General features: G+C 59.9%; 20 protein-coding genes and 2 pseudogenes. All 22 read left to right on the plus strand.

Features of this window, described 5'->3' with window-relative positions; translation table 11 throughout:
• The first annotated feature begins 189 nt into the window (after window positions 1-189).
• The 22 genes and pseudogenes from rfbF to CXQ80_RS06980 all read left to right on the plus strand — a co-directional run bounded on the left by rfbF (window position 190) and on the right by CXQ80_RS06980 (window position 25051).
• Window positions 190-960 (plus strand): glucose-1-phosphate cytidylyltransferase, encoded by a 771-nt coding sequence (rfbF, locus tag CXQ80_RS06880; protein ID WP_101317793.1) that lies wholly within the window; start codon window positions 190-192, stop codon window positions 958-960.
• Complete coding sequence (rfbG, locus tag CXQ80_RS06885) at window positions 942-2015, plus strand: CDP-glucose 4,6-dehydratase (RefSeq protein ID WP_101317795.1); 1074 nt, start codon at window positions 942-944, stop codon at window positions 2013-2015. Before rfbF ends, rfbG begins: the two co-directional genes overlap by 19 nt.
• Window positions 2012-3334 carry a lipopolysaccharide biosynthesis protein RfbH gene (rfbH, locus tag CXQ80_RS06890; protein ID WP_101317797.1) on the plus strand — a complete coding sequence of 441 codons (1323 nt, stop codon included), beginning with the start codon at window positions 2012-2014 and terminating at the stop codon, window positions 3332-3334. Before rfbG ends, rfbH begins: the two co-directional genes overlap by 4 nt.
• The gene (locus CXQ80_RS06895) at window positions 3334-4029 is read left to right on the plus strand and encodes a sugar phosphate nucleotidyltransferase (RefSeq protein WP_101317799.1); all 696 of its coding nucleotides are present in this window, start codon (window positions 3334-3336) and stop codon (window positions 4027-4029) included. Before rfbH ends, CXQ80_RS06895 begins: the two co-directional genes overlap by 1 nt.
• Window positions 4026-4805, plus strand: a pseudogene (locus CXQ80_RS25260) (CBS domain-containing protein); the annotation flags it as partial. The gene CXQ80_RS06895 and the pseudogene CXQ80_RS25260, both read left to right, overlap by 4 nt.
• A 297-nt stretch (window positions 4806-5102) precedes the next feature.
• Window positions 5103-5390, plus strand: a pseudogene (locus tag CXQ80_RS25265) (sugar kinase); the annotation flags it as partial.
• Entirely contained in the window at window positions 5387-7279 is a 1893-nt protein-coding gene (locus CXQ80_RS06905) for an N-acetylneuraminate synthase family protein (protein ID WP_101317803.1), read from the plus strand. The pseudogene CXQ80_RS25265 and the gene CXQ80_RS06905, both read left to right, overlap by 4 nt.
• A 10-nt stretch (window positions 7280-7289) precedes the next feature.
• A complete protein-coding gene (locus tag CXQ80_RS06910; RefSeq protein WP_101317805.1) occupies window positions 7290-8483 on the plus strand; it encodes an FkbM family methyltransferase in 1194 nt (397 codons plus the stop codon).
• A gap of 7 nt (window positions 8484-8490) precedes the next feature.
• Entirely contained in the window at window positions 8491-10281 is a 1791-nt protein-coding gene (locus CXQ80_RS06915; RefSeq protein ID WP_101317807.1) for a thiamine pyrophosphate-binding protein, read from the plus strand.
• On the plus strand, window positions 10281-11165 hold the full coding sequence (locus CXQ80_RS06920) for a sugar phosphate isomerase/epimerase (RefSeq protein WP_218195361.1): 885 nt from the start codon (window positions 10281-10283) through the stop codon (window positions 11163-11165). Before CXQ80_RS06915 ends, CXQ80_RS06920 begins: the two co-directional genes overlap by 1 nt.
• Window positions 11162-12217 (plus strand): Gfo/Idh/MocA family protein, encoded by a 1056-nt coding sequence (locus CXQ80_RS06925; RefSeq protein ID WP_101317809.1) that lies wholly within the window; start codon window positions 11162-11164, stop codon window positions 12215-12217. The genes CXQ80_RS06920 and CXQ80_RS06925 overlap by 4 nt, the downstream gene beginning before the upstream one ends.
• Complete coding sequence (locus tag CXQ80_RS06930) at window positions 12210-13040, plus strand: SDR family oxidoreductase (protein ID WP_101317811.1); 831 nt, start codon at window positions 12210-12212, stop codon at window positions 13038-13040. The genes CXQ80_RS06925 and CXQ80_RS06930 overlap by 8 nt, the downstream gene beginning before the upstream one ends.
• Window positions 13040-13903 carry a class I SAM-dependent methyltransferase gene (locus CXQ80_RS06935; RefSeq protein WP_256585703.1) on the plus strand — a complete coding sequence of 288 codons (864 nt, stop codon included), beginning with the start codon at window positions 13040-13042 and terminating at the stop codon, window positions 13901-13903. Before CXQ80_RS06930 ends, CXQ80_RS06935 begins: the two co-directional genes overlap by 1 nt.
• Window position 13904: 1 nt before the next feature.
• Window positions 13905-14963 (plus strand): NAD-dependent epimerase/dehydratase family protein, encoded by a 1059-nt coding sequence (locus tag CXQ80_RS06940; protein WP_101317815.1) that lies wholly within the window; start codon window positions 13905-13907, stop codon window positions 14961-14963.
• A gap of 60 nt (window positions 14964-15023) precedes the next feature.
• Window positions 15024-16328 carry a polysaccharide pyruvyl transferase family protein gene (locus tag CXQ80_RS06945; protein WP_101317817.1) on the plus strand — a complete coding sequence of 435 codons (1305 nt, stop codon included), beginning with the start codon at window positions 15024-15026 and terminating at the stop codon, window positions 16326-16328.
• A 242-nt stretch (window positions 16329-16570) separates the two neighbouring features.
• On the plus strand, window positions 16571-19954 hold the full coding sequence (locus CXQ80_RS06950) for a glycosyltransferase family 2 protein (RefSeq protein ID WP_256585704.1): 3384 nt from the start codon (window positions 16571-16573) through the stop codon (window positions 19952-19954).
• 238 nt (window positions 19955-20192) lie between these two features.
• On the plus strand, window positions 20193-21128 hold the full coding sequence (locus CXQ80_RS06955; protein WP_101317819.1) for a ketoacyl-ACP synthase III: 936 nt from the start codon (window positions 20193-20195) through the stop codon (window positions 21126-21128).
• A 298-nt stretch (window positions 21129-21426) separates the two neighbouring features.
• A complete protein-coding gene (locus CXQ80_RS06960) occupies window positions 21427-22287 on the plus strand; it encodes a flagellin domain-containing protein (protein ID WP_101317821.1) in 861 nt (286 codons plus the stop codon).
• 71 nt (window positions 22288-22358) lie between these two features.
• Complete coding sequence (locus tag CXQ80_RS06965; protein WP_101317823.1) at window positions 22359-22730, plus strand: flagellar protein FlaG; 372 nt, start codon at window positions 22359-22361, stop codon at window positions 22728-22730.
• 77 nt (window positions 22731-22807) lie between these two features.
• Entirely contained in the window at window positions 22808-24208 is a 1401-nt protein-coding gene (fliD, locus tag CXQ80_RS06970; RefSeq protein ID WP_101317826.1) for a flagellar filament capping protein FliD, read from the plus strand.
• Window positions 24209-24343: 135 nt separating this feature from the next.
• Window positions 24344-24739, plus strand: coding sequence for a flagellar export chaperone FliS (gene fliS / locus CXQ80_RS06975; protein WP_101317829.1), 396 nt, complete (start codon window positions 24344-24346; stop codon window positions 24737-24739).
• Between the two features lie 15 nt (window positions 24740-24754).
• The gene (locus CXQ80_RS06980) at window positions 24755-25051 is read left to right on the plus strand and encodes a flagellar protein FliT (protein ID WP_101317832.1); all 297 of its coding nucleotides are present in this window, start codon (window positions 24755-24757) and stop codon (window positions 25049-25051) included.
• Window positions 25052-25109 lie beyond the last annotated feature (58 nt).

The raw sequence follows: 25109 nt of genomic DNA on the forward strand, positions 1-25109 counted from the left end.
GCCGTATCTGCGCAGGTGTCACCGCCTGCGCCGGATGCATCTGCCTGCTTGCCCAGCAATACGCGTGACATTGATCCGCATGGCTTGCATGGAATTGGCAATCTTTTTGCTTTAGTAGGCCAAGTTGCTGAATTGGTCAGTATTTTGTCAGCCCGGTCCGGGGCGAAGACCTCTCAAGGTAAGTCGACAATGAAAACAGTCATCCTGGCCGGCGGCCTGGGAACGCGCATCAGCGAGGAGTCACACCTTCGCCCCAAGCCGATGATAGAGATCGGCGGCAAGCCGATCATCTGGCACATCATGAAGATGTACTCCCACTACGGGATCAATGATTTCGTGATTTGCCTGGGCTACAAGGGTTACGTGATCAAGGAGTACTTCGCCAACTACTTTCTGCACATGTCGGACGTGACGTTCGACATGTCGGAAAACCGTATGCACATTCACAACCGCAATGCCGAACCGTGGCGAGTGACGCTGGTTGATACCGGCGACAACACCGCTACCGGCGGGCGTATCAAGCGCGTGCGTGACTATGTCGGCGATGACACCTTTTGTCTTACCTATGGCGATGGGGTGGGCAACGTAGACCTTCGCGCGTTGATTGAATTTCACAAAAGCCACGGCAAGCTCTCCACCGTCACCGCAGTGCAGCCGCCGGGGCGTTACGGTGCGCTGGATGTGCGTGGCGAGCAGGTCCATGGCTTTCAGGAAAAGCCGCTGGGCGATGGCGCCTGGATAAACGGCGGCTTCTTCGTGCTTGAACCGGGCATCTTCGACTTTATCGAAGGCGATGACACCACCTGGGAATATGAGCCGATGCGTGCGCTGGCGCAGCGCGGTGAGCTGATGAGCCACATGCACAGGGGCTTTTGGCAAGCGATGGACACCCTGCGCGACCGCAACTACCTCGAAGAGCGCTGGAAGTCGGGAGAGGCGCAATGGCGGGTATGGCCGTAAGCCGCGAATTCTGGTCTGGACGACGAGTGTTTCTGACCGGACACAGCGGCTTCAAAGGCGGCTGGCTGGGGTTGTGGCTGAGCGAATTGGGCGCTGATGTTCGTGGCTACTCGCTGGCCCCATGCGGCACCCCGACGCTGCACGAGGTAGCCCGTTTGCACGAGCGCGTCGACGGCGAATTAGCCGACATCCGCGACGCGGAGCAATTGGCCAGCTGTATCGCCGACTTTCGCCCTGAGATTGTCCTGCACCTGGCGGCGCAGCCACTGGTGCGTGAGTCCTATCGGACACCGGCGCAGACCTACGCGACCAATGTCACTGGTACGCTCAATGTGCTCGAAGCCGTACGCCGCTGCGACTCGGTACGCGCAATGCTGGTGATCACCAGCGACAAGTGCTACGAGAACCGTGAATGGTTATGGCCTTATCGCGAGCAGGATGCCCTAGGTGGGCACGATCCTTACAGCAGCAGCAAAGCCTGTGTGGAGATTCTCTGCGCGTCCTGGCGCGAGTCGTTCCTGCGTGAGCAGGGCGTGGCGGTGGCGACTGCGCGGGCCGGTAATGTCATCGGTGGTGGCGACTGGTCTGGCGACCGACTACTGCCGGACATCCTGCGCACTTGGTCGGCCGGCGAGCCACTGACCCTGCGCTACCCCGATGCGGTACGTCCGTGGCAGCACGTGCTCGATCCATTGCAAGGTTATTTGTTGTTGGCGCAGGCGCTGTGCGAGCAGGGTCAGGCGATGGCCCAGGCCTGGAACTTCGGCCCCGACAGCCACGGTACCGCCACCGTCGGGGAGGTGGTACGGCGCATGGCCGAGCTCTGGCCTGACGCAGTTCAGTGCAACGTCGAGTCGACCCCGCAGCCGCATGAGGCGGGGCTGCTCACCCTCGATTCATCCAAAGCGCGTCAGCTACTAGGCTGGCGCCCTCGCTGGGGTCTGGAGCAGGCCCTGCAGAATACGCTCGAGTGGCATCGCGCCTGGCGTGAAGGCCAGGACATGCAGCACTACAGCCGCGCACAGATCGCGCATTACCAAGGCGAAAACCAATGACTGATCAGACGGCGCAGCAGTTGCGTCAGCAAATTGCCGAGCTCGTCGGCCGCTATGCGCAACTGGAGCTGGCGACCCCTGAGTTCGTACCTGGCCAGCATGCCGTCCCGCCTTCCGGCAAGGTCATCGGCGCGCCTGAACTGCAGGCCATGACCGAAGCGGTGCTGGATGGCTGGTTGACCACCGGTCGTTTCAATCAGGCGTTCGAGCGGCGTCTGGCACGCTATCTCGGTCGGCGCGGCGTGCTGACTGCCAACTCCGGTTCTTCGGCTAACCTGCTGGCGTTCTCTGCACTGACGTCGCCACGTCTTGGCGATCGCGCGATTCGCAAGGGCGATGAAGTGATTGGCGTTGCGGCCGGCTTCCCCACCACCGTCAACCCGATTCTGCAGTTTGGCGCGGTGCCGGTTTTCGTAGATATCGAGCTGGGCACCTACAACATCGATCCGGCCCTGATCGAGGCGGCCATCAGCCCGCGCACCAAGGCGATCATGCTGGCGCATACCTTGGGCAACCCGTTCAACCTCAGCGTGGTCCGTGAGCTTTGCGATCGCTACGGGCTGTGGCTGATCGAGGACTGCTGCGATGCGCTGGGCGCAACCTATGACGGGCGTCAGGTGGGTGGTTTTGGTGATCTGGGTACTTTGAGCTTTTACCCTGCGCACCACATCACCATGGGCGAGGGCGGCGCGGTATTCACCGATTCGCCGTTGCTCAAGCGGTTGGTCGAGTCGTTCCGCGACTGGGGCCGTGATTGCTATTGCGGCCCTGGTGAAGACAACACCTGCGGTAAACGATTCTGCTGGCAACTGGGTGAGCTGCCGCAGGGCTACGATCACAAATACACATACTCGCATCTGGGCTACAACCTGAAGATCACCGATATGCAGGCTGCCTGCGCGCTGGCGCAGATGGACCGGGTCGACGACTTCATCGCTGCCCGTCGGCGTAATTTCAGCTGGCTCAGCGAGCGCCTGGCGGGCTGCGCCGACCAGTTGATCCTGCCGCACGCGACGCCCAACAGTGATCCATCGTGGTTCGGCTTCCCGCTGACCCTGCGTGATGGCTGTGGAGTTGAACGTCTTGATCTGTTGCGTTATTTGGACGAGCAGAAAGTCGGTACACGCCTGTTGTTTGCCGGCAACCTTACCCGCCAACCGTATTTGAAGGACCAGCACTACCGGGTTTCCGGGTCGCTGCAGGTCACCGACAAGGTCATGCGCGACACCTTCTGGATCGGCCTCTGGCCCGGCCTCGGCGAAGCGCACCTGGAGCACGCTGCCAGCGCAATCGAGAATTTTCTCAAGGGCCGCTGCTGATGCGCGCCTACGTCTTGTGCGGGGGGCTTGGCACGCGCTTGCGCAGTGTTACCGGGGAGACGCAGAAAGCTCTGGTTGCAGTGCACGGGCAACCGTTCCTGGCAAGCGTGTTGGGGCAGTTGGCTACGGCCGGCATCAGCGACGTCGTGCTCTGCGCGCACTACCGGGCCGATCAGGTAGCCGATCAATTAGCCAGCCTGAGCGCGACCAGCGGTCTGCCTTTACAACTGGTCGTCGAGGCCCAACTGCTGGGGACCGGCGGCGCGTTGCTCAATGCCTTGAGCGAGCAGCCGCCTGCGAGCCGCTACCTGGTGCTGAATGCTGACACCTTCGTGCAAGCCGACGCCTATCGGCAGATGGCAGCGGCTACCGAGGACACCGTTCTGGCCATCCACGTCGCTGATCGCGGCCGATATGGCAGCCTGCGGCTGAGCGCCAGCGGTGCTTTGCAGGCCATCGATGAGAAAGGCCAGCATGGCGAAGGCCTCGTCAATGGTGGCGTGTACGCATTTGGTCCGGCTTCCTTTGAGGGGCAAAAATCATTGCCGTGCTCGCTGGAGCGCGAACTGTTGCCAGATTTGCTGCAACGTCAGTCAGTACAAATTTGCCAATACGCCGGGCAGTTTATCGATATCGGTACGCCGGAATCGTTCGCCCGCTATTGCGCTGAAGTTCATATGAGTGCCATGCCATGAGCAGTCTTGTCCAGACACTAAGCATCAACCAGCGTCAGAGCATCCTCGATGCGGTCAAGATCATCGAAGCCGGTTCGCTGCAGATCGTCTTTGTGGTCGACGATATAGGCTGCCTGCAAGGCGTCGTGACCAATGGCGATGTACGCCGCTATCTGCTGACCGGCGGCCAGACCGACCTGGCAGTGACGCACTGCATGAACCGGCAATTTCGTGCGGTGCCGGTCGGCACGCCGCGGGAAGACCTGCTCAAGCTGCTGGACCTGGGCTACAACGCTATTCCGAGCGTCGATACCGAGCTGCGGCTGGTCGAAATCTACACCCGACAGCTGGCCGCCAGCCCGGAAGTGCCCGTGCTGGCCAGAGCGCGGGCACCAGTGCGCATGAGTTTCTGCGGCGGCGGCACTGACCTCACTTACTTCTTCATCGATCATCCGGCGGCCGTGCTCAGTTGCACCGTTGGTTTGTACGCGCACGCCACTCTGGTGCCCCGCGCTGACACGCAAATCCACATCTACGCCGAGGACATGGCCCGCGAGGAGCATTTCGAATGCCTGGCAGCGCTGCTGCAGGCGAATGACAAGAGCCTGCTGGCAACCATTATTGGTGTGATCAAGCCAAGCTACGGCTTTGATTTGTTCCTGCGCTCAGACTTCCCGGTAGGCTCTGGCCTGGGCGGCTCTTCGGCCGCGACCACGGCTACCATCGCGGTGTTCAACGAGCTGCGTCAGGATCGTTGGAACACCTATGAGATTGCCGAACTCGCGTTCCAGGCTGAACGCCTGTGTTTCGGTATCGCGGGTGGTTGGCAGGACCAGTACGCATCGGCGTTTGGCGGGTTCAACCTGATCGAGTTCGAGAACCAGCGCAACATGGTTCATCCGATCCGCCTCGAAGAATCGATCCGCAACGAGCTGGAGTCCTGTCTGTTGCTTTGCGACACCGGTATTTCTCACGACTCCGGCCGTCTGCATGAACTCCAGCGCGAAGAAATCGTTGCTCAAGACGCGCAGACCGAGTTGCTGCATGCCAGCGTGACCCTTTGCCGACGTATGCACCGCCATCTGATCCGCGGTGAGCTGCGTGCAGTAGGACTGTGCCTGGACGAAGCCTGGCGCTTGAAGAAGCGCTTCTCATCAGCGATCAGTCATGATCGTCTCGACATTACCTATCAGGCTGCGTTAGCGGCCGGTGCCCTGGGCGGCAAGCTACTGGGCGCCGGTGGCGGTGGCTTTTTCCTGTTCTATGTGCAGCCGCAGTTCCGTCAACGGGTAGTGCAGGCGCTGTCCGCGCTTGGCTGCCAGACGCAGAACTTCCGCTTCGAATCCAGTGGCGTTACCTCATGGCGAACGAAAATCCAATGACGTGCATCCAAATCGACAATTTTTTGCTGGGTGGCCCCCAGGTTTTCGTGATCGCCGAAGTGGGCAACAATCACAACGGCTCGCTGGAACTGGCCAAGCGCCTGGTGGATGCAGCGCTGGAGGCGGGTGCCGACTGCGTCAAGTTCCAGCTGCGCAACCGCGAGGCCCTGTATCGCAGCAAGGCAGACGGCTCGCGCGCTGAGGATCTTGGCGTCGAGTACATCCAGGATCTGCTGGACAAAGTCGAACTCGATGTTCACGCCCATGCCGAAATACGGGCTTACTGTGCGCAAAAAGGCATCAGCTACATCTGCACACCTTGGGATGAACCCAGCGTCGATGTCTTGGCTGGTTTCGATGTGCCGGCATTGAAAATCGCCTCCGCAGACCTGTGCAATCCGTATCTGATCGCCAAGGCCGCGTCTCTGGGCAAGCCGTTGATTCTGTCGACCGGCATGTCCCATGAACATGAAATCATTCGGGCCATCGCGCAGCTCAACGGGCTGGGTATTCCATTCGCACTGTTGCACTGCAACAGTACCTATCCAGCGCCGGAAAGCGATATCCAGCTCGGTTACCTGGCACGTTTGCGCGAGCTGCATGGGCTGGTGGGCTACTCCGGGCACGAGCGCGGCACGGCTATCAGCCTGGGCGCGGTAGCGCTTGGTGCAAAGCTGATCGAGCGCCATATCACCCTTGATCGCGGCATGGAAGGGCCTGATCACCTGGCCAGCCTCGAGCCGCAGGAGTTCCGTTTGCTGGTCGATGGAATTCGCCAGCTGGAAAAGGCGTTGCCTTGGACAGGCCCCGGTCGCCACGCCAGCCAGGGTGAATTGCTCAACCGTGAAAACCTCGGCAAAAGCGTGATCGCTGCCCGCGCCATCGCTGCCGGCGAGACTTTTACCCAAGACATGCTGCGCGTTGCCAGCCCTGGTCAGGGTCTTGCCCCGTATCGCCTGAGCGATCTGCTCGGACGCAAGTCCGGGCGCGTCATGGCTCAGGGCGACTTCCTCTTTGACAGCGATTTGACCGAACAAGCTGAAATTCAACGTGAATTCGCGATGCCGATCCTGTGGGGAGTACCGGTGCGCTATCACGACTTCCAGCAGTACCAGCAGTGGATCAAGCCGGACCTGTTCGAATTCCACCTGTCCTATCGCGACCTGAGCGTAGCGCCAGCGGCCTATTTGCGCCAAGTCCATTGCTCGCGGCTGGTTGTACATGCGCCGGAACTGTTCGAAAACAGCGAGTTGCTCGATCTGGTGGCAGACGACCTCGACTATCGACAGCGCTCTATCGCCAACCTGCAACGGGTGGTCGATGCAACCCTGCAGATTGCCGAGTTCTTCCCGCAGGCCGATTCGTTGCTGATCGTGGCAAACATAGGTGGCTTCTCTGCGGATGAGCCGCTGCCGCTCGCACAGCGTGACGAACTTTACCGCCGCTTCAAGCAATCCTGCGCCGAGGTTGATTTCGGTCGTACCGAGCTGATCCCGCAGAACATGGCACCGTTCCCATGGCATTTTGGCGGTCAGCGCCACCAGAATATTTTCATGATGCCGCAGGAGCTGGCGCAGCAGGCAGAGGCGCTTGGCATGCGCCTGTGCCTGGACTTGTCGCACCTGCAAATGACTTGCTTCCATTTCGGCCTGGATTTCCAGCAGGCACTGGCCCTGCTTCTGCCGCATTCGGCGCACCTGCATGTGGCCGACGCCAAGGGCAGCAACGGCGAAGGTGTGCTGATGGGTACCGGCGACGTCGACTGGCCCGCGACCTGGAGCCAGCTCAAGGGATATCCGCAGGTCAGCTTCATTCCCGAAGTATGGCAAGGCCACAAGGACCACGGTGCTGGGTTCTGGTCGGCGCTGACTTACCTGCAATCGCTATGAGGATTTGCGCATGACCCTGTTGAGCCTGAGTGAGCGACTGGATGCCTTGTTGAGTGAGCCGCTGGATGCCGTGCGCGAGCGCCAGGCGAACACTCTGGAGCAATTGATCGGTAACTTCGATCAGCCTATCGTCCTGTTCGGTGCGAGCCATCTTGGGCGCAAGGCGCAGGCTGTGTTGACGGCCATGGGCCGGGCGCCCTGTGCGTTCATGGACAACAACCCGGCGTTGTGGGGCAGTTGTATCGACTCGGTACCGGTGTTCAGCCCGGCGCAATTTGTCGAGCAATGGTCGGGCGAGCTGCCAGCAGTGATCTGCACCATCTGGAGCGGGCACATCCATGACGGCATGGCTTCGCGGCTGCAACCGCTGCAGGCACTGGGTTTCCAGCGTATTGCCCTGTTTGGCCACCTGGCATGGCGTTTCCCTCAAAAGTTCCTGCCGCATTACTGCATGGACCTGCCGGAGCACGTCCTGCCGCACGCAGCTGCCATACGCCAGGCCTTTGCCTTGCTGGCAGACGAAGCCTCGCAGCAGTTGTATGTGGACCATATCGAATGGCGCCTGCATCTGAATCATGATCTGCTTCCGGTATCGTCACCGTTGCAGATCTACTTCGACGAGCGCTTTAGTAGCGCGCTTGCCAATGAGGTGGTGTTCGACCTAGGTGCATTCAACGGTGACACCCTGCAGGCCTACCTAGCCAGCGGTCGCGGGTACCATGAATACCATTGCTTCGAGCCGGTAGCGCAAAATTTCGCTGCCCTCCAGGCGTGCCTGCAAGAACAAGGTCGGCCAGGCTTGTTCGCTCATCGGCTGGCCGTCGGCGACAGCAATGGCGAGGTTCAGGTTGAGGCAGCCAACGGCCCCTCCTCGCGCGTTGGTATGGGGGATGAATGGGTCGCGATGACTACCCTCGACGACCTGGCCGCGCAAGGCGCTGCGCCCAGCTTCATCAAGATCGACATCGAAGGCTTCGAGCCGCAGTGTCTGGCCGGTGGCAAGCAGCTGATCAGCGAGCTCCAGCCAGTGATCGCGGTCAGCGTTTATCACGAGCAAGGTCACTTGTGGCGCATTCTGCTGCAGTTGCATGAATACCATCGCGGCTACCGCTACAGCCTCTGCGGTCACGTCAGCGACGGTTGGGATCTGGTGCTGTATGCCGTCCCGGCTGATCGCGTTCCTTCCACTTTGCGTAGCGAGTAACGATCCCATGCGTGTCGCCGATTACATCTTCCAATTCATCGCCAACCAGGGCGTCGAGCATGTGTTCTTCCTGCCTGGTGGCGGTGCCATGCACCTGAACAATGCGCTGCACCGCCAGCCCCGCCTGACTGCTGTGAGCATGCTGCACGAGCAAGGCGCTGCGATCGCAGCCGAGGGTTATGCGCGCACGTCCGGCAAGTTCGGTGCTTGCCTGGTGACCTCCGGCCCGGGCGCCACCAATGCACTAACTGGTCTGGCCGGGGCCTGGTTCGAATCAACGCCCGTAATGTACGTCTCCGGCCAGGTCAAACGCGCTGATCTCAAAGGTGATAGCGGGCTGCGTCAACTCGGTACCCAGGAGTTGGATATCGTCAGTGTGGCCGGGCCGTTGAGCAAGTACGCGGTGTGCCTGCTGGATCCGCACCAGGTTCGCTATGAGCTGGAAAAAGCCCGTCATCTGATGCTCAGTGGTCGCAAGGGGCCAGTCTGGCTTGATGTGCCACTGGACGTCCAGGCGACCGAAATCGATCCCGAGCAGTTGCAGGGCTTTGACGCTCCTGCCACGGATCTGCCGCTGGCGCCCGAGGCCCAAGCTTTGCAAGGCCTTGCCGAGCGTCTGCGTGCCGCGCAGCGTCCGGTGTTGCTGGTGGGCAATGGTGTGCACGCTGCGGGGGGCGAGGTCGCCATGCGCGCGCTGATCGAAGGGCTGGGCATTCCCACCCTGACGACCTGGATCGGCGCTGACCTGCTCGAATACGCGCATCCGTTGTATGTCGGACGCTGTGGCACGGTGGCGCAGCGAGGTGCCAACTTCAGCGTGCAGAACGCCGATCTGGTGCTGGCGGTTGGCTGCCGCATGGATTTTTCAATCACTGGCTTCAACCGCAAGCACTTTGCCCGAGAGGCGCAGATTGTGGTTGTCGACATTGATCCTGCAGAGATCGCCAAGCTCGGCGACATGCCTGATCAGCGCTTCGTCTGCGATGCGCAGGTATTTCTGGAGCATTTGCTGACGGCCAGCGGCCCTGGGGTGCTTGACTGCCAGGGCTGGCGTGATCGCTGTGCCGCCTGGAAAGAAGCCTACCCGGTAGTGCTGCCGGAGTACCGTAAGCCCAGTGAGTACGTGAACACCTACGTGTTCAGCGAGGTCCTGTCCGAGGCACTGGCCGAGGGCGATCAGATCATTCCCGGTAGCTCTGGCGCTGCGCTGGATACGTTCTGGTTGTCTGTACGGCTCAAGCGTGGCCAGCGCGCGGTTGCGACCGGCGGCCTTGGTTCGATGGGCTACGGTTTGCCGGCATCGATCGGCGGCTGCCTGGGCAGTGGCGGGCGACGCACGGTGTCGGTCGATGGTGACGGTGGCTTCGTGATGAATATTCAGGAGCTGGAGGTGGTGCGCCGGCTTCGCCTGCCGATCAAGTATTTCGTCCTCAACAACAATGGCTACGCCTCCATTCGCGCTTCCCAAGGTGGTTACTTCAAGCAGACCATCGGCTGCGATCCCGACTCAGGCCTGACCCTGCCGGACATCTCTGCCCTCGGCGCCGCATTCGGTTTACCGGTACGACGTATTGACGGCAACTGTAATCTGCGCCAGGCGATCGACGAGGCACTGGCGTTGGAAGGTCCGGTGTTGTGTGAGGTGATGGTGGAGTCGGATCAGGCCATCGGCCCCCGTATCACCTCCAGAATCGGTGAAAACGGGGTGATGATGTCCAGCCCGCTGGAAGATCTGTTCCCGTTCCTTGATCGCGCCGAACTGCAGGCGAACATGCTCATTGCCCTGGCGGACGATTGATGATGACTGACTACCTGAGCCAGTACGCCGATGCCGGCCTGTACACCATGCAAGGGCGCCTGGTCAGCCCGCAACAGGGCCGTTTCCAGTCCTTCCCGCGGGAGGGCTGGCAGCTCGAGATCGAGCGGGCTGCCGAGATTGGCCTGCGCGGCATCGAGTGGATTTACGATGTGTTCGGTGAGGGCGTCAACCCACTCGAAACCGAGGCTGGGCGCGATGAGTTGCGTGCGCTGTTGGCCCAGCATGGCGTGAGTGTTGTATCGATCTGTGCCGACTATTTCATGGACCGGCCGCTGCTGCGCTGCACGGCGCAGGAGCACGCGGAGCTGTTGCAGCGGCTGCAATGGCTGTTGAGCATCTGTCAAGAACTAGGCGTTACGCGGGTGGTACTGCCGTTTGTCGATGCGTCGCAGATTCGCGATGCAGCCGAAACCGAACAAGTGGTTGCCAGTCTGCGCCAGGTGCTGCCGCAGGCCGAGCGCCATGGTATCGAACTGCATCTGGAAACCGACCTGGATCCAAGCGCTTTCCGGGCTCTGCTGGAGCGCCTCGAGCACCCGCTGATCAAAGTCAATTATGACGCCGGCAACAGCGCTTCGCTGGGGTACCGCCCAGAGGAAGAGTTCGCCGCCTATGGTGCGCGTATCGGCAGTTTCCATATCAAGGATCGGCGTCTTGCCGCGACCACTGTGCCGCTTGGCCAAGGTGACGCCGACTTTGCCAGCCTGCGCGAGCAACTGCTGAAATTCGACTACCGTGGCGATTTTGTGCTCCAGGTTGCCCGTGGCGAAGCCGCTGATGAGCCACGCTGGTTGGCAGAAATGGCTGAGCTGGCCAGCAATTGGCTGCGTGGCACAGCCCTTAACGAGAGAAAACCATCGTGAAAATACTGTTTTGCGGCCTCGGCGGCATTGGTCAGCGCCACTTGCGTAACTTGCGCCAGCTGTTGGGTGATGAGCTGCAGGTGCATGCCTATCGAGTGCGTGGTCAACGGATCAAGTTGCGCGACAACCTCACCATCGATGAGGGCGCTGACCTTGAGCGGGATTATCAGGTGCAGGTGCACCACGATCTCGACGCTGCACTTGCCGAGCGTCCTCAGGCCGTGTTCATCTGCAACCCCAATTCGCTGCACGTGCCGGTAGCGCTCAAATGCGTTCGTGCCGGTGTACCGGTGTTCATGGAGAAGCCGCTGGCCAGTGATCTGGAGGGGGTCGATCAGTTGCTGGCAGAAGTGGCGCAGCGTCAGTTGCCCTTTCATGTCGGCTACAACTTCCGCTTCCATCCTGGCCTGCAGCGGCTCAAGGCATTGCTCGAAGCAGACTTTTTCGGCCGCCTGTTGAGTGTGCGCTCTGAAATTGGCGAGTACCTGCCTAATTGGCATCGCTACGAGGACTATCGGCAAATGTATGCAGCCCGTGCCGACCAGGGCGGTGGCGTAATTCTGTCGCAGATCCACGAGATGGACCTGATCTACTGGTTCTTCGGCTTGCCCCGCAGCATCGTTACTCATGGCGGGCATCTCAGCGGTCTGGAAATCGACGTCGAAGATACCGCCTCGTCCCTGATGCGCTGTGACAGCGCCCATGGCAGCTTCCCGATCCTGTTGCATCAGGATTACCTGCAGCGTCCGCCGGTGCGCAGCTTCAAGATCGTCGGCGACGCTGGTTATGCTCACCTCGACCTAATGACCAATCGCCTGCAGATACACGACACCGAAGGCAACCTGTGCGAGCAGGATGAGTTCATCGGCTTCGTGCGCAATGACATGTTCCTGGCCCAGACCCGACACTTCCTGGAATGCGTGGCCAGCGGCGCGACACCGGTGGTCAGCCTGCACGACGGGCTGCAGAGCTTGCGTCTGGCGCTGGCTGCACGGCGGTCGTTGCATGAGGGCAGGGAAGTGGCACTGAGCGAGGTGAGCGTGAATGGCTGATATGCACGCGCTTTTTCGCCTGGATGGCCGGGTAGCGGTCATCACCGGCGGCGGCGGGCTGCTCGGTTATCAGCACGCCGCTACCATTGCCGGCCTCGGCGGTTTGCCGGTGCTGCTCGATATCGATGCACAGGCGCTGGCTGCCAATGCGGCCCGGCTGCAGGAGCAGACCGGCTGTCAGGCGCTGACCTTGGTAGCCGACATCACCCGCCTGGATGCCCTGCAGGAGATTGCCGAACAACTGCAGGCCAGTCAGGGCCGGATCGATATCCTGATCAACAATGCAGCGCGCAATCCCAAGGTGGAGAGCGCCGGAGACAAGGATTTTTCGCGGCTTGAGCACTTCCCCTGGGAGCAGTGGCAGCAGGACCTGGATGTCGGCCTGGGCGGCGCTTTCAACTGCGCCAAGGTGTTTGGCAGCCAGATGGCACGGCAGGGTGGCGGGGTTATCATCAACATCGCTTCTGACCTTGGCGTCATCGCTCCGGACCAGCGGCTATACCGGGTCGAGGGCCGCGAGGCTGATCAGCAGCCGGTCAAGCCGGTGACCTACTCAGTGGTCAAACATGGCTTGATCGGGCTGACCAAGTACCTTGCCACCTATTGGTGCGAGCAGGGCGTACGCTGCAATGTGCTGTCACCTGGCGGGGTGTACGCCGGCCAGAACGATGTCTTTGTCAGCAAACTCAGCCAGCTGATTCCGCTTGGGCGCATGGCCAAGGCCGATGAGTACCAGGGCGCTATCGCATTTCTCTGCTCCGACGCCTCGTCCTACATGAACGGGGCCAATCTGGTGGTTGACGGGGGGCGCAGCACATGGTGATGCGAGAACTGATTGCTCAGCACTGCATCTGCTGCGGCAGCGATCACCTGGCAAAGTCTGCTGCGGTGCTGATGCCCTTCGTGGCACTGCGGGTGTTTGGTCACGAGCCGGTGCAGATCACTGCCGAATGGGGCCTGCGCGACTTGCGTGAGGGCACCGCATACACCTTGTGTAACTCACTGCAGTGTCAGGAGTGTGGGGCGCTGTTTCTTGACTATCGTTTCACCGATGGGCAGCTCGCCGCGCTTTACCACAACTACCGCGATGTCCATTACAACGCTCAGCGCATCCGCTTCGAGCCGGGCTACGTCAATGTCGTTGAACACTATCATCAGCGGGCGGCCTACATAGCCGAGGTTGAAGCTTGGCTTGCTCCACGCTTGCCACAGGCGCCAGCAGTGCTTGACTGGGGCGGTGATACGGGCATTAACAGTGTGTTCCGCGACAGCAACAGCCTGCTGCATATCCACGATATTTCAGGAGTCGAGCTGGTGGCTGGCGCCGAGCGTGTCGACCTGAGCCAGATTGGCCAGCAGCACTACGATCTGGTGACCTGCTCACAGGTGCTTGAACATGTGTCGTTCCCTGCCGAACTGGTTGAGCGCATGTTGCCAGCACTCGGGCCGCAGACGCTGCTCTATTTAGAGGTGCCGCACGAGGCGCTGGTGCGTGAGCATCCAGACAGCCTGGCGCTGGCACCGCTCAAGAGGCACTGGCACGAGCACGTCAACTTCTTTTGCGAGGTATCGATGCGCCGCATGCTCGAGCGTCTGGGGCTGGAGATAGTGGATGTCCTGCGGTTACCGGTGGACGTCGGCTGGACTCGCGGCGAGGTGCTTGGTGTGCTGGTGAGGTTGGCCTGAAATGAAGTCACAGTCTCAGACGCGTCATCCGGTGATCTGCGAGGACCTCGAGCTGATCTTGGCCCGCCCTGAAAATTGGCAACAGTTTTCCGGCAGCGCTGTTCTGATCGCAGGTGCCACCAGCTTTCTGGCCGCTTATCTGGTCGAGTTCTTTGCGCTGCTGAGTGAGCGTTGGCCAGACCGGCCAGTGGTGATTCATGCACTGGCTCGTAGCCCAGAGAAATTGCGCCAGCGCTTTGCCCATCTGCATGGGCAAAGCTGGTTCCGTCCAGTAATCCAGGACGTCTGCAGCCCGCTGCCGGAACTGGAGCAGGTCGACTACATCGTCCATGCCGCTGGCGCGGGCAGCCCCAAGCAGTACTTGAGCGATCCGATTGGCACCGTGCGCTCCAATGTGCTCGGCACGCTCAATCTGCTGGAGTTGGCCAAGGTGCATCAGGCGCGGCTGTTGTTCATGAGCAGTGGTGCAGTGTATGGCCATGCGCAGAGCGATGCGCCGATCACCGAGCAAGATTACGGTGGGCTCGATCCGCTTGATGTCAGTGCATGCTATGGGGAGGGCAAGCGCGTTGCCGAGACGCTGTGTGCCGACTATCACCGTCAGTACGGTGTCGCCACGGTGATGGCGCGTATCTCGCATACCTACGGGCCGGGTATTGCACTGGACGATGGCCGTTCATTCGCTGACTTCGTTCGTGATGCTTTGGCTGGGCGCGACATCGTCCTCAACAGTGATGGCCTGGGCAGCCGGCCATTTTGTTACGTAGGTGATGCGACTGCAGCATTTTTGCTGCTGCTGTTGCGAGGTGAGGGCGGCAATGCCTACAACGTTGGCCTTGATCAGGAAACCACCATTCTTGATCTGGCCAGGTTGATTGCTGGCCTCTCGGCCACGCCCGGCCTCAAGGTCATCCATCCGCCGCCCAATCCGCAACGCCAGGCGCTGTTCCGTTCCAGCGGTCACTTTGACCTGAGCAAGATCAATGATCTTGGCTGGCGCCCAAGCGTCCTTCCCCAGGCTGGATTCGCGCGCACGTTGCGATACTTCACCCAGCGCTGACCACCGACGCACGCCGTGGTGATTGCCCATGGCAATCACCCCACCGATAGAGGTTTGCCCATGCTCGCACCAACGGCCATGAAATACGGCCTGATCACCAACGTCATGACCTTCGGCCACCTGACTGCGGCCAGCCGCAGCAATCTTGGCGATGATATCCAGACCCATGCCGTCGAGCATCTGTACGCCAGCATGGGCATCGCACCGGAACAGATCGTGCGCCTGAACCGCTATGAATTTCATGAGTACGACGGTCGCTACGGCTACATTCTGATGCCGATGTGCGGCTATTTCACCTTGGGTAATGCGCAGAGCCCGTTGCCCCTGTCGCCCTATATCATTCCGGTGTATTTCAGCTTTGGCTTGTCCAGCGATGTCGACGATCCGGTCGATCTGGCTCACTTTCGTGCCCACGAGCCCATTGGCACGCGCGACGAAAGAGTCATGCGCATGTTCCGTGAGCGCGGCATCAGCGCCTTCACCTCCGGCTGCCTGACGATTACTTTCCCGCTGCGCGAGCGGACGCCTGTCGATGGCAAGGTATTTCTGGTAGACGTGCCGGATGAGCTGCTCGACTACCTGCCCAGCGAATTGGCGGGCAAAGCGGAGCGCATTACTCACATGCACCCGTTCGAGCGGATCCCTTCCGATCAGGCCGAGGCCGAACGGCTCGACGCGCTTGCACGGCATCTGTGCCAGCGTTACGCCGAGGAAGGCGCTCTGGTGGTAACCAGCCGTCTGCACTGTGCCGCACCCTGCATCGCCATGGGCATTCCGACTATCATCGTCGCACACAACATCAGTGATCGTTTCGCCTGGCTGGACCGTTACGTAAAGATTCACACGGTCGAGACCTTTGCTGAAATCGACTGGAATCCGACTCCACCGGATATCGAAGTTGCAAAACAGATGATTCGCAGCGCCGCAGCTCGCCAGATCGAAGCCGCCCATGCCCGCTGGGCGCCTTTGGCCGAGATCAGTTGCTTTTATGAAAGCCGAGAGCGCAGCCAGTACAACCACTTGATGGCACAAGCTCTGCAACGCGTGCTGCCCGGTCCGACGACGCCATTGCGTTTTGCCTTCTGGGGAGCCAATACCCACGGTGTGCGGTTGAGTCGAGCCTTGCGCGAGGAGCGCCCTGGCAGCGAGCTTGTGGTGGTAGTCGATGAGTACCTCGATGCAGAGCGGTTCTGTGGCGTGGAGGTGGTGCGCTCGGCTGCTCTGGAGGCATTGCGCAAGGAGGGTGTCTATGTGTTCATCGCCACCTACGCCGGGCGCGAGTACGCAGAGCAGCGTTTGCGTGAGAGTGGCGTGGAGCACGGTTGCCTGTTCGACGATCTGCTCACATTCCACGCGTTGTCCTGAGCAACAGCTGAAATCGCACATCGCGGATTTCGCCAACAGTTTCGCTGGCGCCCGGGCAGAAAACGTCCGCGGTGCTTGGCACACGTCACACGTTAGAGGTAGTCGCAATGCATCGTCAGCTTTTTTCCAAGCGTCCGCAGCCCTATTACGTACACGCGCCGGACTATCGGAGAAGTTCGGCTGGAATCCGAGTCATGCATATGCTTTGCGATGCACTCAACCGGTCCGGGCAGGAAGCTTACGTGACGACCAGAGTGGTCAATCCTGAGCTGATGACGCCCCGCCTCACCGATGACGTGTTTGCCCAGCACCACGAGCAGGGTCTGGAACCGATTGTGGTTTATCCGGAAATCACCGACGGCAATCCGCTGCGCGGTAATACCGTGGTGCGCTACTTGCTGAATCAGCCGGGCTTCATCAATGGCAAAGGTGTCTATGAGGAGGACGATCTGCTCTTCTCCTACACCAAGCCGCTATTGCAGCCGGGTATGGACGATGATCGCGTGCTGTATCTGCCTGGCCCTGACCTGAGAGTCTTCTGTCCGCCCAGTGATCCTGCCAAGCGTGTGCCGGGCAAGGTGTGTTACTACCAGGGCCGAGCCGGTCAAGCGGCGGTCGACCCAGCGCTGTTGCCCGCAGATGCGATCGAGATTACGTCGCGCTGGCCGCAAACCTGGGAAGAACTCGCCGATCTGTTCCAGCAATGCGAGTACTTTTACTGCACCGAGGCCTCGGCACTGGCAGGTGAGGCGGCATTGTGTGGCTGTCTGGGCGTGGTCATGCCCAACCGCTGGGCTCCGTTGAAGCTGGAAAGCACGGCCTATGGTGTGGCCTGGGGGACTGATCCGGTCGAAATCGAGCGGGCGCGCTCGACCAATCATTTGTTGCGTGAGCGTCTGCTCAAGGCACAGGTTGACTTCTGGCCCGCCCTGGATCATTTCATCGATGTTACTCAGCAAGCAGCGCGTGAGCGCGCCGGCCAGCACGGTCGTCAGCAGCTGCGCGCCTGGATGGCCGAACGGGTACCCAGCGATGCGCAGCAGCGGTTTATCGCGGAGCATTTTTCGGCCAATCGGCAACCCACCATCGGGGTACTGATCGTTGACCGCCAAGGCGACAGCCAGCGCTTGATGCAGACCATCAAAAGTGTGGGTGTTGCACCCAATCGCTATGGCGCCGTGCGTATTGTGGCGTTGACCAATACCCAGAGCCAGCCGTCCTCTGCGGATGCCAAGCTGCATTTTAAAAGCCTTGATGTCGAGCAACCACTTCTTAGTATCGATCAGGCATTACGTGAACTTGCGGTCGACTGGTTCATGCTGGTTGATGCCGGTAGCTCGTTTAGTGCCAGCGGCCTGCTTAGCGCTGCTCTGGAGACGTTGCAGGACCCAGCCTGCAGAGCGGTTTTCGGTGATGAGTGCGTGCGCGAGCCGGGCGGCGATATGAGTTTGGTGTTGCGCCCGGAGCTGAATTTCGACCTGCTGCTGAGTCTTCCAGGCAACATGGCACGCCACTGGATGTTCCACCGCCAGACCTGGCTGAGCCTGGGCGGTTTCCGCGCAGACTCAGGTCAGGCCTACGAGCTGGACTACATTCTGCAACTGATCGAATCTGCCGGATTCGAGGGGCTAAAGCACGTCAACGAGCCGATCTTGACCTGCGACGCTCGGCCGCTAGGCGACCGCCCCGATGAACGTCAGGTGATCGAGCGACACCTGCACGCGCGGGGCTATGAGCGTGCACGAGTCGAGTGCCGGTTGCCTGGCTATTTTGATGTTGACTACGCAGCGCCGCCCTCTGCCCAGGTGAGTATTGTGGTTCTCCTTGAAGGCCATCGTCTGGATCGGGTTCAGCGTTGTCTTGAGTCCATTCTTGAAAAAACCAGCTATCCCTTCTTCGAAGTGCTGCTGCTTGCCCAGGAAAGCGCTGATGGGCAAGTGCTGGCTTGGCTGAGCGGTATGGAACAACTTGGCGCGGACGCCATTCGGGTACTGCGTTTTGACAGTGCATTGACCCCGACCCAGGTACGTAATCTTGCGGCCGAGTATGCCCGGGGCGATTTTTTGCTGTGGCTTGAAGAGGGCGCAGCAGTTCTCGAACCGCAGTGGCTGCAGCGGATGCTCAACCATGCATCGCGGCAGGAAGTCGGTGTAGTCGGGGCCAAGTTGGTCGCGCCGGATCGCACCATCAGTCACGCCGGCCTGATTCTCGGCCTGAATGGCACCCTGGGGACGGCATTCGCCGGCCAGCCACTGGAGGCGCCTGGCTACCTGCATCGTCTGCAGGTCGAGCAGAACTATCCGGCCTTGAGTGGCAAGTGCCTGCTGATCCGCAAGAACCTGTTCATGCAGGCGGGTGGCTTTGATGAAACGCCGCTGTTGCAGCGCTGGGCAGATGTTGACCTAGGGCTGCGGCTGCATCGTGCCGGTTACCTCAATGTGTGGACGCCGCGAGCGCAACTGCTGATCAGCGAAGACGCGCAGCCAGATGCCAGCGCCGATGAGCAGCAGGCGCTGTACGATCGGTGGTTGCCTTTGCTGGCTCGTGACCCTAGTTATCACCGTAACCTGTCGCTCAGTGGCAAAGGCTTCGACCTTGAGTCCGATCACGACCTGACCTGGCGCCCGCTGAGCTGGCGGCCGGTGCCCGTAGTGCTCGCGTATCCAGGTGAGTCGTTCATGCCAGCCGATTACCGCCTGGGACAACCGCTCAACGCGCTGCGCCGGGCTGGCCTGATTGATGGGATGGCTTCTTCGAAATTGCTGGGGCCTGTGGACCTGGAACGCTATGACCCTGATGTGATCGTCATGCAGGGCCAGATAAGCCATGAACACTTGCACGCTATGCAGGCAATCAAGGACTACTCGCGAGCATTCAAGGTTTTCGAGCTGGACGCCTATCTGCCCGGCCTGCCTGCTGGCAGCGAGTTCCAGCAACGCTTGCCCGACGACAGCCTGCTTGCCCTGCGCACCGCGTTCAGCCTTGTAGACCGTGTGCTGGTGCCCTGCGCTGCGTTGGCCGAAGCCATCGCTGACCTGCACGGCGACGTGCGTGTGATCGAGACCCGGCTGCCACTGGACAGTTGGAACGATCTGAGCGCTCAACGTCGCCGAGGGGGGCGCCCGCGTGTCGGCTGGGCAACCGCCTCACTGCATACAGGTGACCAGGGTTTGATTGGCGAAGTGGTCAAGGCGTTGGCCACAGAGGTGCATTGGGTCGTATTGGGGAGCTGTCCAGCCCAGCTTCGGCCTTACGTCAGCGAGGTTCACGAGGCCGTCGATGTTGCCCGCTACCCGCAGGCACTCGCCGCGCTGGACCTGGATCTGGCGTTGGCGCCGTTGGAGCAGAACCTGTTCAACCAGTACCTGAACAATGTGAGCATCTTGCAGTACGGTGCGTGTGGCTTCCCGGTAGTTTGCAGCGATATGCCGCCATATCAGGGTGACCTGGCCGTAACCCGTGTGAGCCACCGCAGCGAGGATTGGCTGGCAGCCATACGCATGCACATCACCGACCTGGATAACAGTGCACGCATGGGCGACCGCTTGCAGGCGCAAGTTCGCGCTGCGTGGATGCTCGATGGAGACAACCTCGATGCCTGGCGCCGGGCCTGGCTGCCCGATTGACCGATTGCAGGTCGGCGGGCGACTGCGCCATTTGGGCATAGTACCCGCCGCATGCAACAACGGATCATTCGACAAAATCGCGTGACCTGAGAGTCACGGCAAGCATCTTCACTGTTATCATTGCCACAACCGGAAGCGGCTGCGCGATCGACCAACCCTGTCAGGCGACATATGTCTTGCCTGAACGGTATGCGTTAGGCGCAGCGGGCATTTTGCTGTTACTGAATTGGGAAGCCATATGATTGGCATAAAAAGCATCGCCAGCTACGTGCCTGTTGAAGGGGTGGACAACTACGCCCAGGGCGCGAAATTCGGCAAAGATCAGGACTTCATCTTCGGCAAGATAGGCTCGACCTTCTTGCCGCGCAAGGATGCTGGGCAGGAGACCTCCGACCTGTGTGTCGAAGCGGTCAGAGCCTTGTTTGCCAACAATCCGGCGTTGGCGCCGGAGTCGATCGATGTGCTCATTGTGGTCACGCAAAACGGTGATGCCGAAGGTCTGCCGCACACTGCGGCAATCGTTCAGCATAAGCTCGGCCTGCCCACCCATATCGCAGCCTTCGATATTTCTCTGGGGTGTTCAGGCTATGTCTACGGCCTTTATGCCATCCAAGGCTTCATGCAGGCGGCGGGGCTGAAGAACGGCCTTTTGATCACTGCAGATCCGTATTCAAAGATCGTCGATCCGCAGGACCGCAATACCACCATGCTGTTCGGGGACGCCGCGACAGCGACGTGGATGGGCGAGAGTCCGGCATGGCAACTGGGCAAGTCGTTGTTCGGCAGCGATGGCGGCGGTGCAGAACACCTGCGCACGACCGACGGCAAGTTCTTCATGAACGGCCGCCAGGTCTACAATTTTGCGCTGGTCAAAATTCCGGCTCATCTTCAGCAGTTGCTTGATGCAAGCCAACTGCGAGCCAGCGACATTGATATGTACTGCCTGCACCAGGGCAGCGCGGCGATCGTCGACGCGGTGTCGCTGCGTTTCAATGAAGGGGAGCAAAAGCAAAAGTTCGTCAAAGACATGATCGAGACTGGCAACACCGTATCCTCGAGCATCCCACTGCTGCTGGAGAAGCATGTGCTCGGCTCCCAGCTCAAGCGCGTTGCTTTAAGCGGCTTCGGCGTCGGCCTGTCGTGGGGCTCGGCGATCATCGAGCGCTGCGATTAGGCGCCTACCGCCTGCCAGTGAGAAAACGCCGCCGCCCTCAGGCGGCGTTTTTGTGTCCGCCCATTGAGCGCCGGCTACAAACAGGCTGCAGATGATGGGAATGTGATGAATTGGCCGTCTGGATTATGGCGTCAAGTCCTTGAATTCTCTGGGCTGGCAGGATGCCAGTAATTTATTTTGAAATTCCGCTAAAGCAACCCGCCCTGACGACGATAACTATTACGAAGGTTCTCTGTGCCACACCCGGCGAATTGCCAAGGCCGGAAGCCGTAGTACCCAATCCAACGAGGAATTCGTCATGGCTTTGACTGTTAACACCAACACTACCTCTCTGGGCGTTCAGAAGAACCTGAACCGTGCTTCCGATGCACTGAGCACCTCGATGAGCCGTCTGTCCTCCGGCCTGAAAATCAACAGCGCCAAAGACGACGCTGCCGGCCTGCAGATCGCTACCCGCATGACTTCGCAGATCCGTGGTCAGACCATGGCTATCAAAAACGCCAACGACGGTGTTTCGATCGCTCAGACCGCTGAAGGCGCGATGCAAGAGCAGACCAACATTCTGCAGCGTATGCGTGAACTGGCCGTTCAGTCGCGAAACGACTCGAACAGCGCTACCGACCGTGACGCACTGGATAAAGAATTCCAGTCCATGCTGCTGGAAATCGACCGTATTGCTGACAGCACCCAGCTGAACGGCAAGAACCTGCTTGACGGTACAGCTGGCGTCATGACCTTCCAGGTCGGCTCCAACTCCGGTACTGCCAACCAGATCACCATCAGCCTGAGCGGGGCGATGAAAACCACTGGTACCGGCGCTATGCTGACCGGTCTGGCCAGCAAGACCATCACTGGTGCAGATAGCAGCACCGCTGAAAGCAACTTCAGCGCTGCCATCGCTGCGATCGATGACGCTCTGAATGCAATCAACAGCACCCGTGCTGACCTGGGTGCTTCGCAAAACCGTCTGACCAGCACCATCAACAACCTGAACAACATCAACGAAAACGCCGAAGCTGCTCGCGGCCGTGTTCAGGACACCGACTTCGCTGCTGAAACTGCCCAGCTGACCAAGCAGCAGACCCTGCAGCAAGCTTCGACTTCGGTTCTGGCCCAGGCCAACCAGCTGCCGTCGGCAGTTCTGAAACTGCTGGGCTAATCTGCCAGTTGGTTCTCGGCGGGGAAGTGCGTTGAAGCGCTTCCCCGCTTTTTCGTTGCGAGGTGGTAGACATGGACATGAGCGTCAAGCTGAATCTATCCTACCCGGCCGCACGTCCGACCGAGCAGGTCGCCGAAAAGCCGGTTAGTGATGTAGCGGTACCCCGTACTGAAGATGGCAAGCGTCTCAGTGACGGTGAACAACCTTCAGCGGTGATTGATGCTGAACAAGTACGAAGTGCTGTTGCCGAGATCGAAAAATTTCTAAGCAACGGAAGACGCAACCTGGAGTTCTCTACAGACGAAGAGTCTGGCAAGGTCGTCGTCAAAGTCATCGCCAGTGAAACCGGTGAGCTGATTCGACAACTGCCCTCGGAAGAGGCACTGCGGATCGCCAACAGTCTGAGCGATGCCAATAGTCTTCTGTTCGACGCCAAGGCCTGATCGGCGCCGAACGTTATAATAAGTGAACGCCGTGCCGCAGAAGTGGCTGGTGGCGCACTGATGAGAGGGAATACAGCATGGCAAGCCCGATTGCATCCGGTGTTGGTCTTGGGTCCGGTCTCAATATCACCGATATCGTCAAGGTTCTGGTTCAGTCCGATACTGCTGCCAAGCAGGCACAGATCACTCGGCAGACCAATAACACCAAGGCGTATATTTCCGGGGTTGGTGCGCTTCGAAGTGCACTGACGGCCTTCACTACTGCCATGGGTAAGCTCAACGACAAGACCACGCCGTCGTTCAATGCCTTCGCAGCCACGTCGGCAAGCGACAGTATTGTCAAGGCCACCGCTGGCAATACTGCGGTTGCAGGCGCATACAACATCGAAGTGAAGAATCTTGCCACCGGCTCGAAAGTCGCCAGTGCGGCTTACACCGAGGGGGCGAACAAATCCATTACCCCGGGTGAGATGGTAATCACGCAGGGCAGCAAGACCTACAAGATTACTGTCGGTGACGACGCTACTCTGCAGACCGTGCGCGATCAGATCAACAAAGAGCTGGGCGCCAGCGGCCTTTCTGCCAACATCGTCACTGGCAAGGACGGCGCCCGACTGGTTCTGGGCTCCAGTACCACGGGCGAGGATACGGATCTCAAGGTCGAAGGTATCCCGGAGCTTGAGATCGATGGCACGAAGTCTATGGCAACTGAAGGTGCCGGCTACATTGAGGGCTTGGCCAAGGACGCGGTGCTCACCATTGACGGTCTGGAGGTCAAGAGTGCCTCCAACACCGTCAGTGATGCGATCAGCGGCCTGTCCCTGCAGCTGACCGGCAAGAGCGCTGTGGGTGTGCCTACCACCGTTACTGTGGCTGCCAACAATGATGGCCTGAAAACCTCGGTGCAAAGCTTTGTCGACGCATACAACACGCTGCAAAAGGCGATCGGTGCGCTGACCAGTACCAGTACTGATGCTGATGGCAATCTGATTCTTGGCTCGCTGACCAACGACCCTACTACCCGTTCGCTGTTGTCCGACGTGCGCGGTGTGCTGGCCGAAGTGGGCGCCGGCGATCGGTTGACCAGCTTGAGCCAGCTGGGGATCAATACCCAGAAAGACGGCACGCTCGAGTTCAACAGCACCAAGTTCGATGTTGCAATGAGGGACAAGAAACTGGGCGGCGAAGTGCAGGCACTATTTACCGGGACCGGTGGCATCTTCGAGCGTATGAACAAGGCCATTGACCCGTACAACGCGACCAATGGTAGCTTGGCCACACGCAAGTCCAGCCTGGATAAAACTGCAAAGCACCTGACCGATCAGCAGGCTGCACTGGATCGTCGCACCGAGTCGCTGACCGAATCGCTGACCAAGAAATACGTAGCGCTTGATACTGCCTTGGGCAAAATGAAAGCCCAGGCCGAGCAGATCACCTCGATCTTCGATGCCATCAACGCCCAGGCGAAGAAATCCTGACCTGCCAGCGCTGAGCACAAAAGCCCGGTTGCGTCTAAACGACGCACCGGGCTTTTTATTTAGCCGCTAAAGTTTTTTGACGCAGCGGCGATATACAGGGTATATGCAACCTTTTTGCTGGGACGAGGCAGATCCATGAACCCGATGTTGGCCCTTCGGCAGTACCAGAAAGTGAACGGCGCGGCGCAGACCTCAGAGGCCAGCCCGCATCGCCTGGTGCAGATGCTCATGCAGGGTGGTCTTGACCGCCTGGCTCAGGCCAAGGGCGCGATTGCGCGCAATGACATTGCCCAGAAGGGCATCCTGCTGGGCAAAGCCATAGACATCATCGGCGGCCTGCGTGAGGGTCTTGATCTGGAAAACCACGGCGACAGCCTTGCCGAGCTGGACAGTCTGTACACCTACATGAGCCGGCGCCTGGTCGAGGCCAACGTTAAGACCGACCCGGCGATCATCGATGAAGTCGCCCGCCTGCTGATCACGGTCAAGGAAGGCTGGGATGCGATCGCCGACCAACAGCCGGAAGGCTGATCCAAGGAGCGTGGCATGAGCATGGTGATCGAGCGTATCGAACAGGCCCGTGAGGCGCTGCTGGCAGCGCTCGCCGGCCGCGACTGGGATGCAGTGAGCGAGCTCGACCTGGAGTGCCGCCTGTGCGTCGATGACGTGTTGTCCGAAGCATCGCACAATGAAAGCCAGGTACGTGCCAGCCTTGAGCAGCTACTCGAGGTCTATCGGCATCTGATTGAAGTTGCAAGTGGGGAACGTCAAACTTTAGTCGACGAGATGACGCAAATCCGTCAGGCGAAAAATGCCGCCAAGGTATACCATCTGTTCAGCTGACACTGATGAGATACAAAAACTGAGCGCCATAAATTTGACTGTGCGTTTTTTTTTGACT

The organism is Pseudomonas sp. 02C 26 (assembly GCF_002843585.1).
Classification (GTDB): Bacteria; Pseudomonadota; Gammaproteobacteria; order Pseudomonadales; family Pseudomonadaceae; genus Aquipseudomonas; species Aquipseudomonas shirazensis.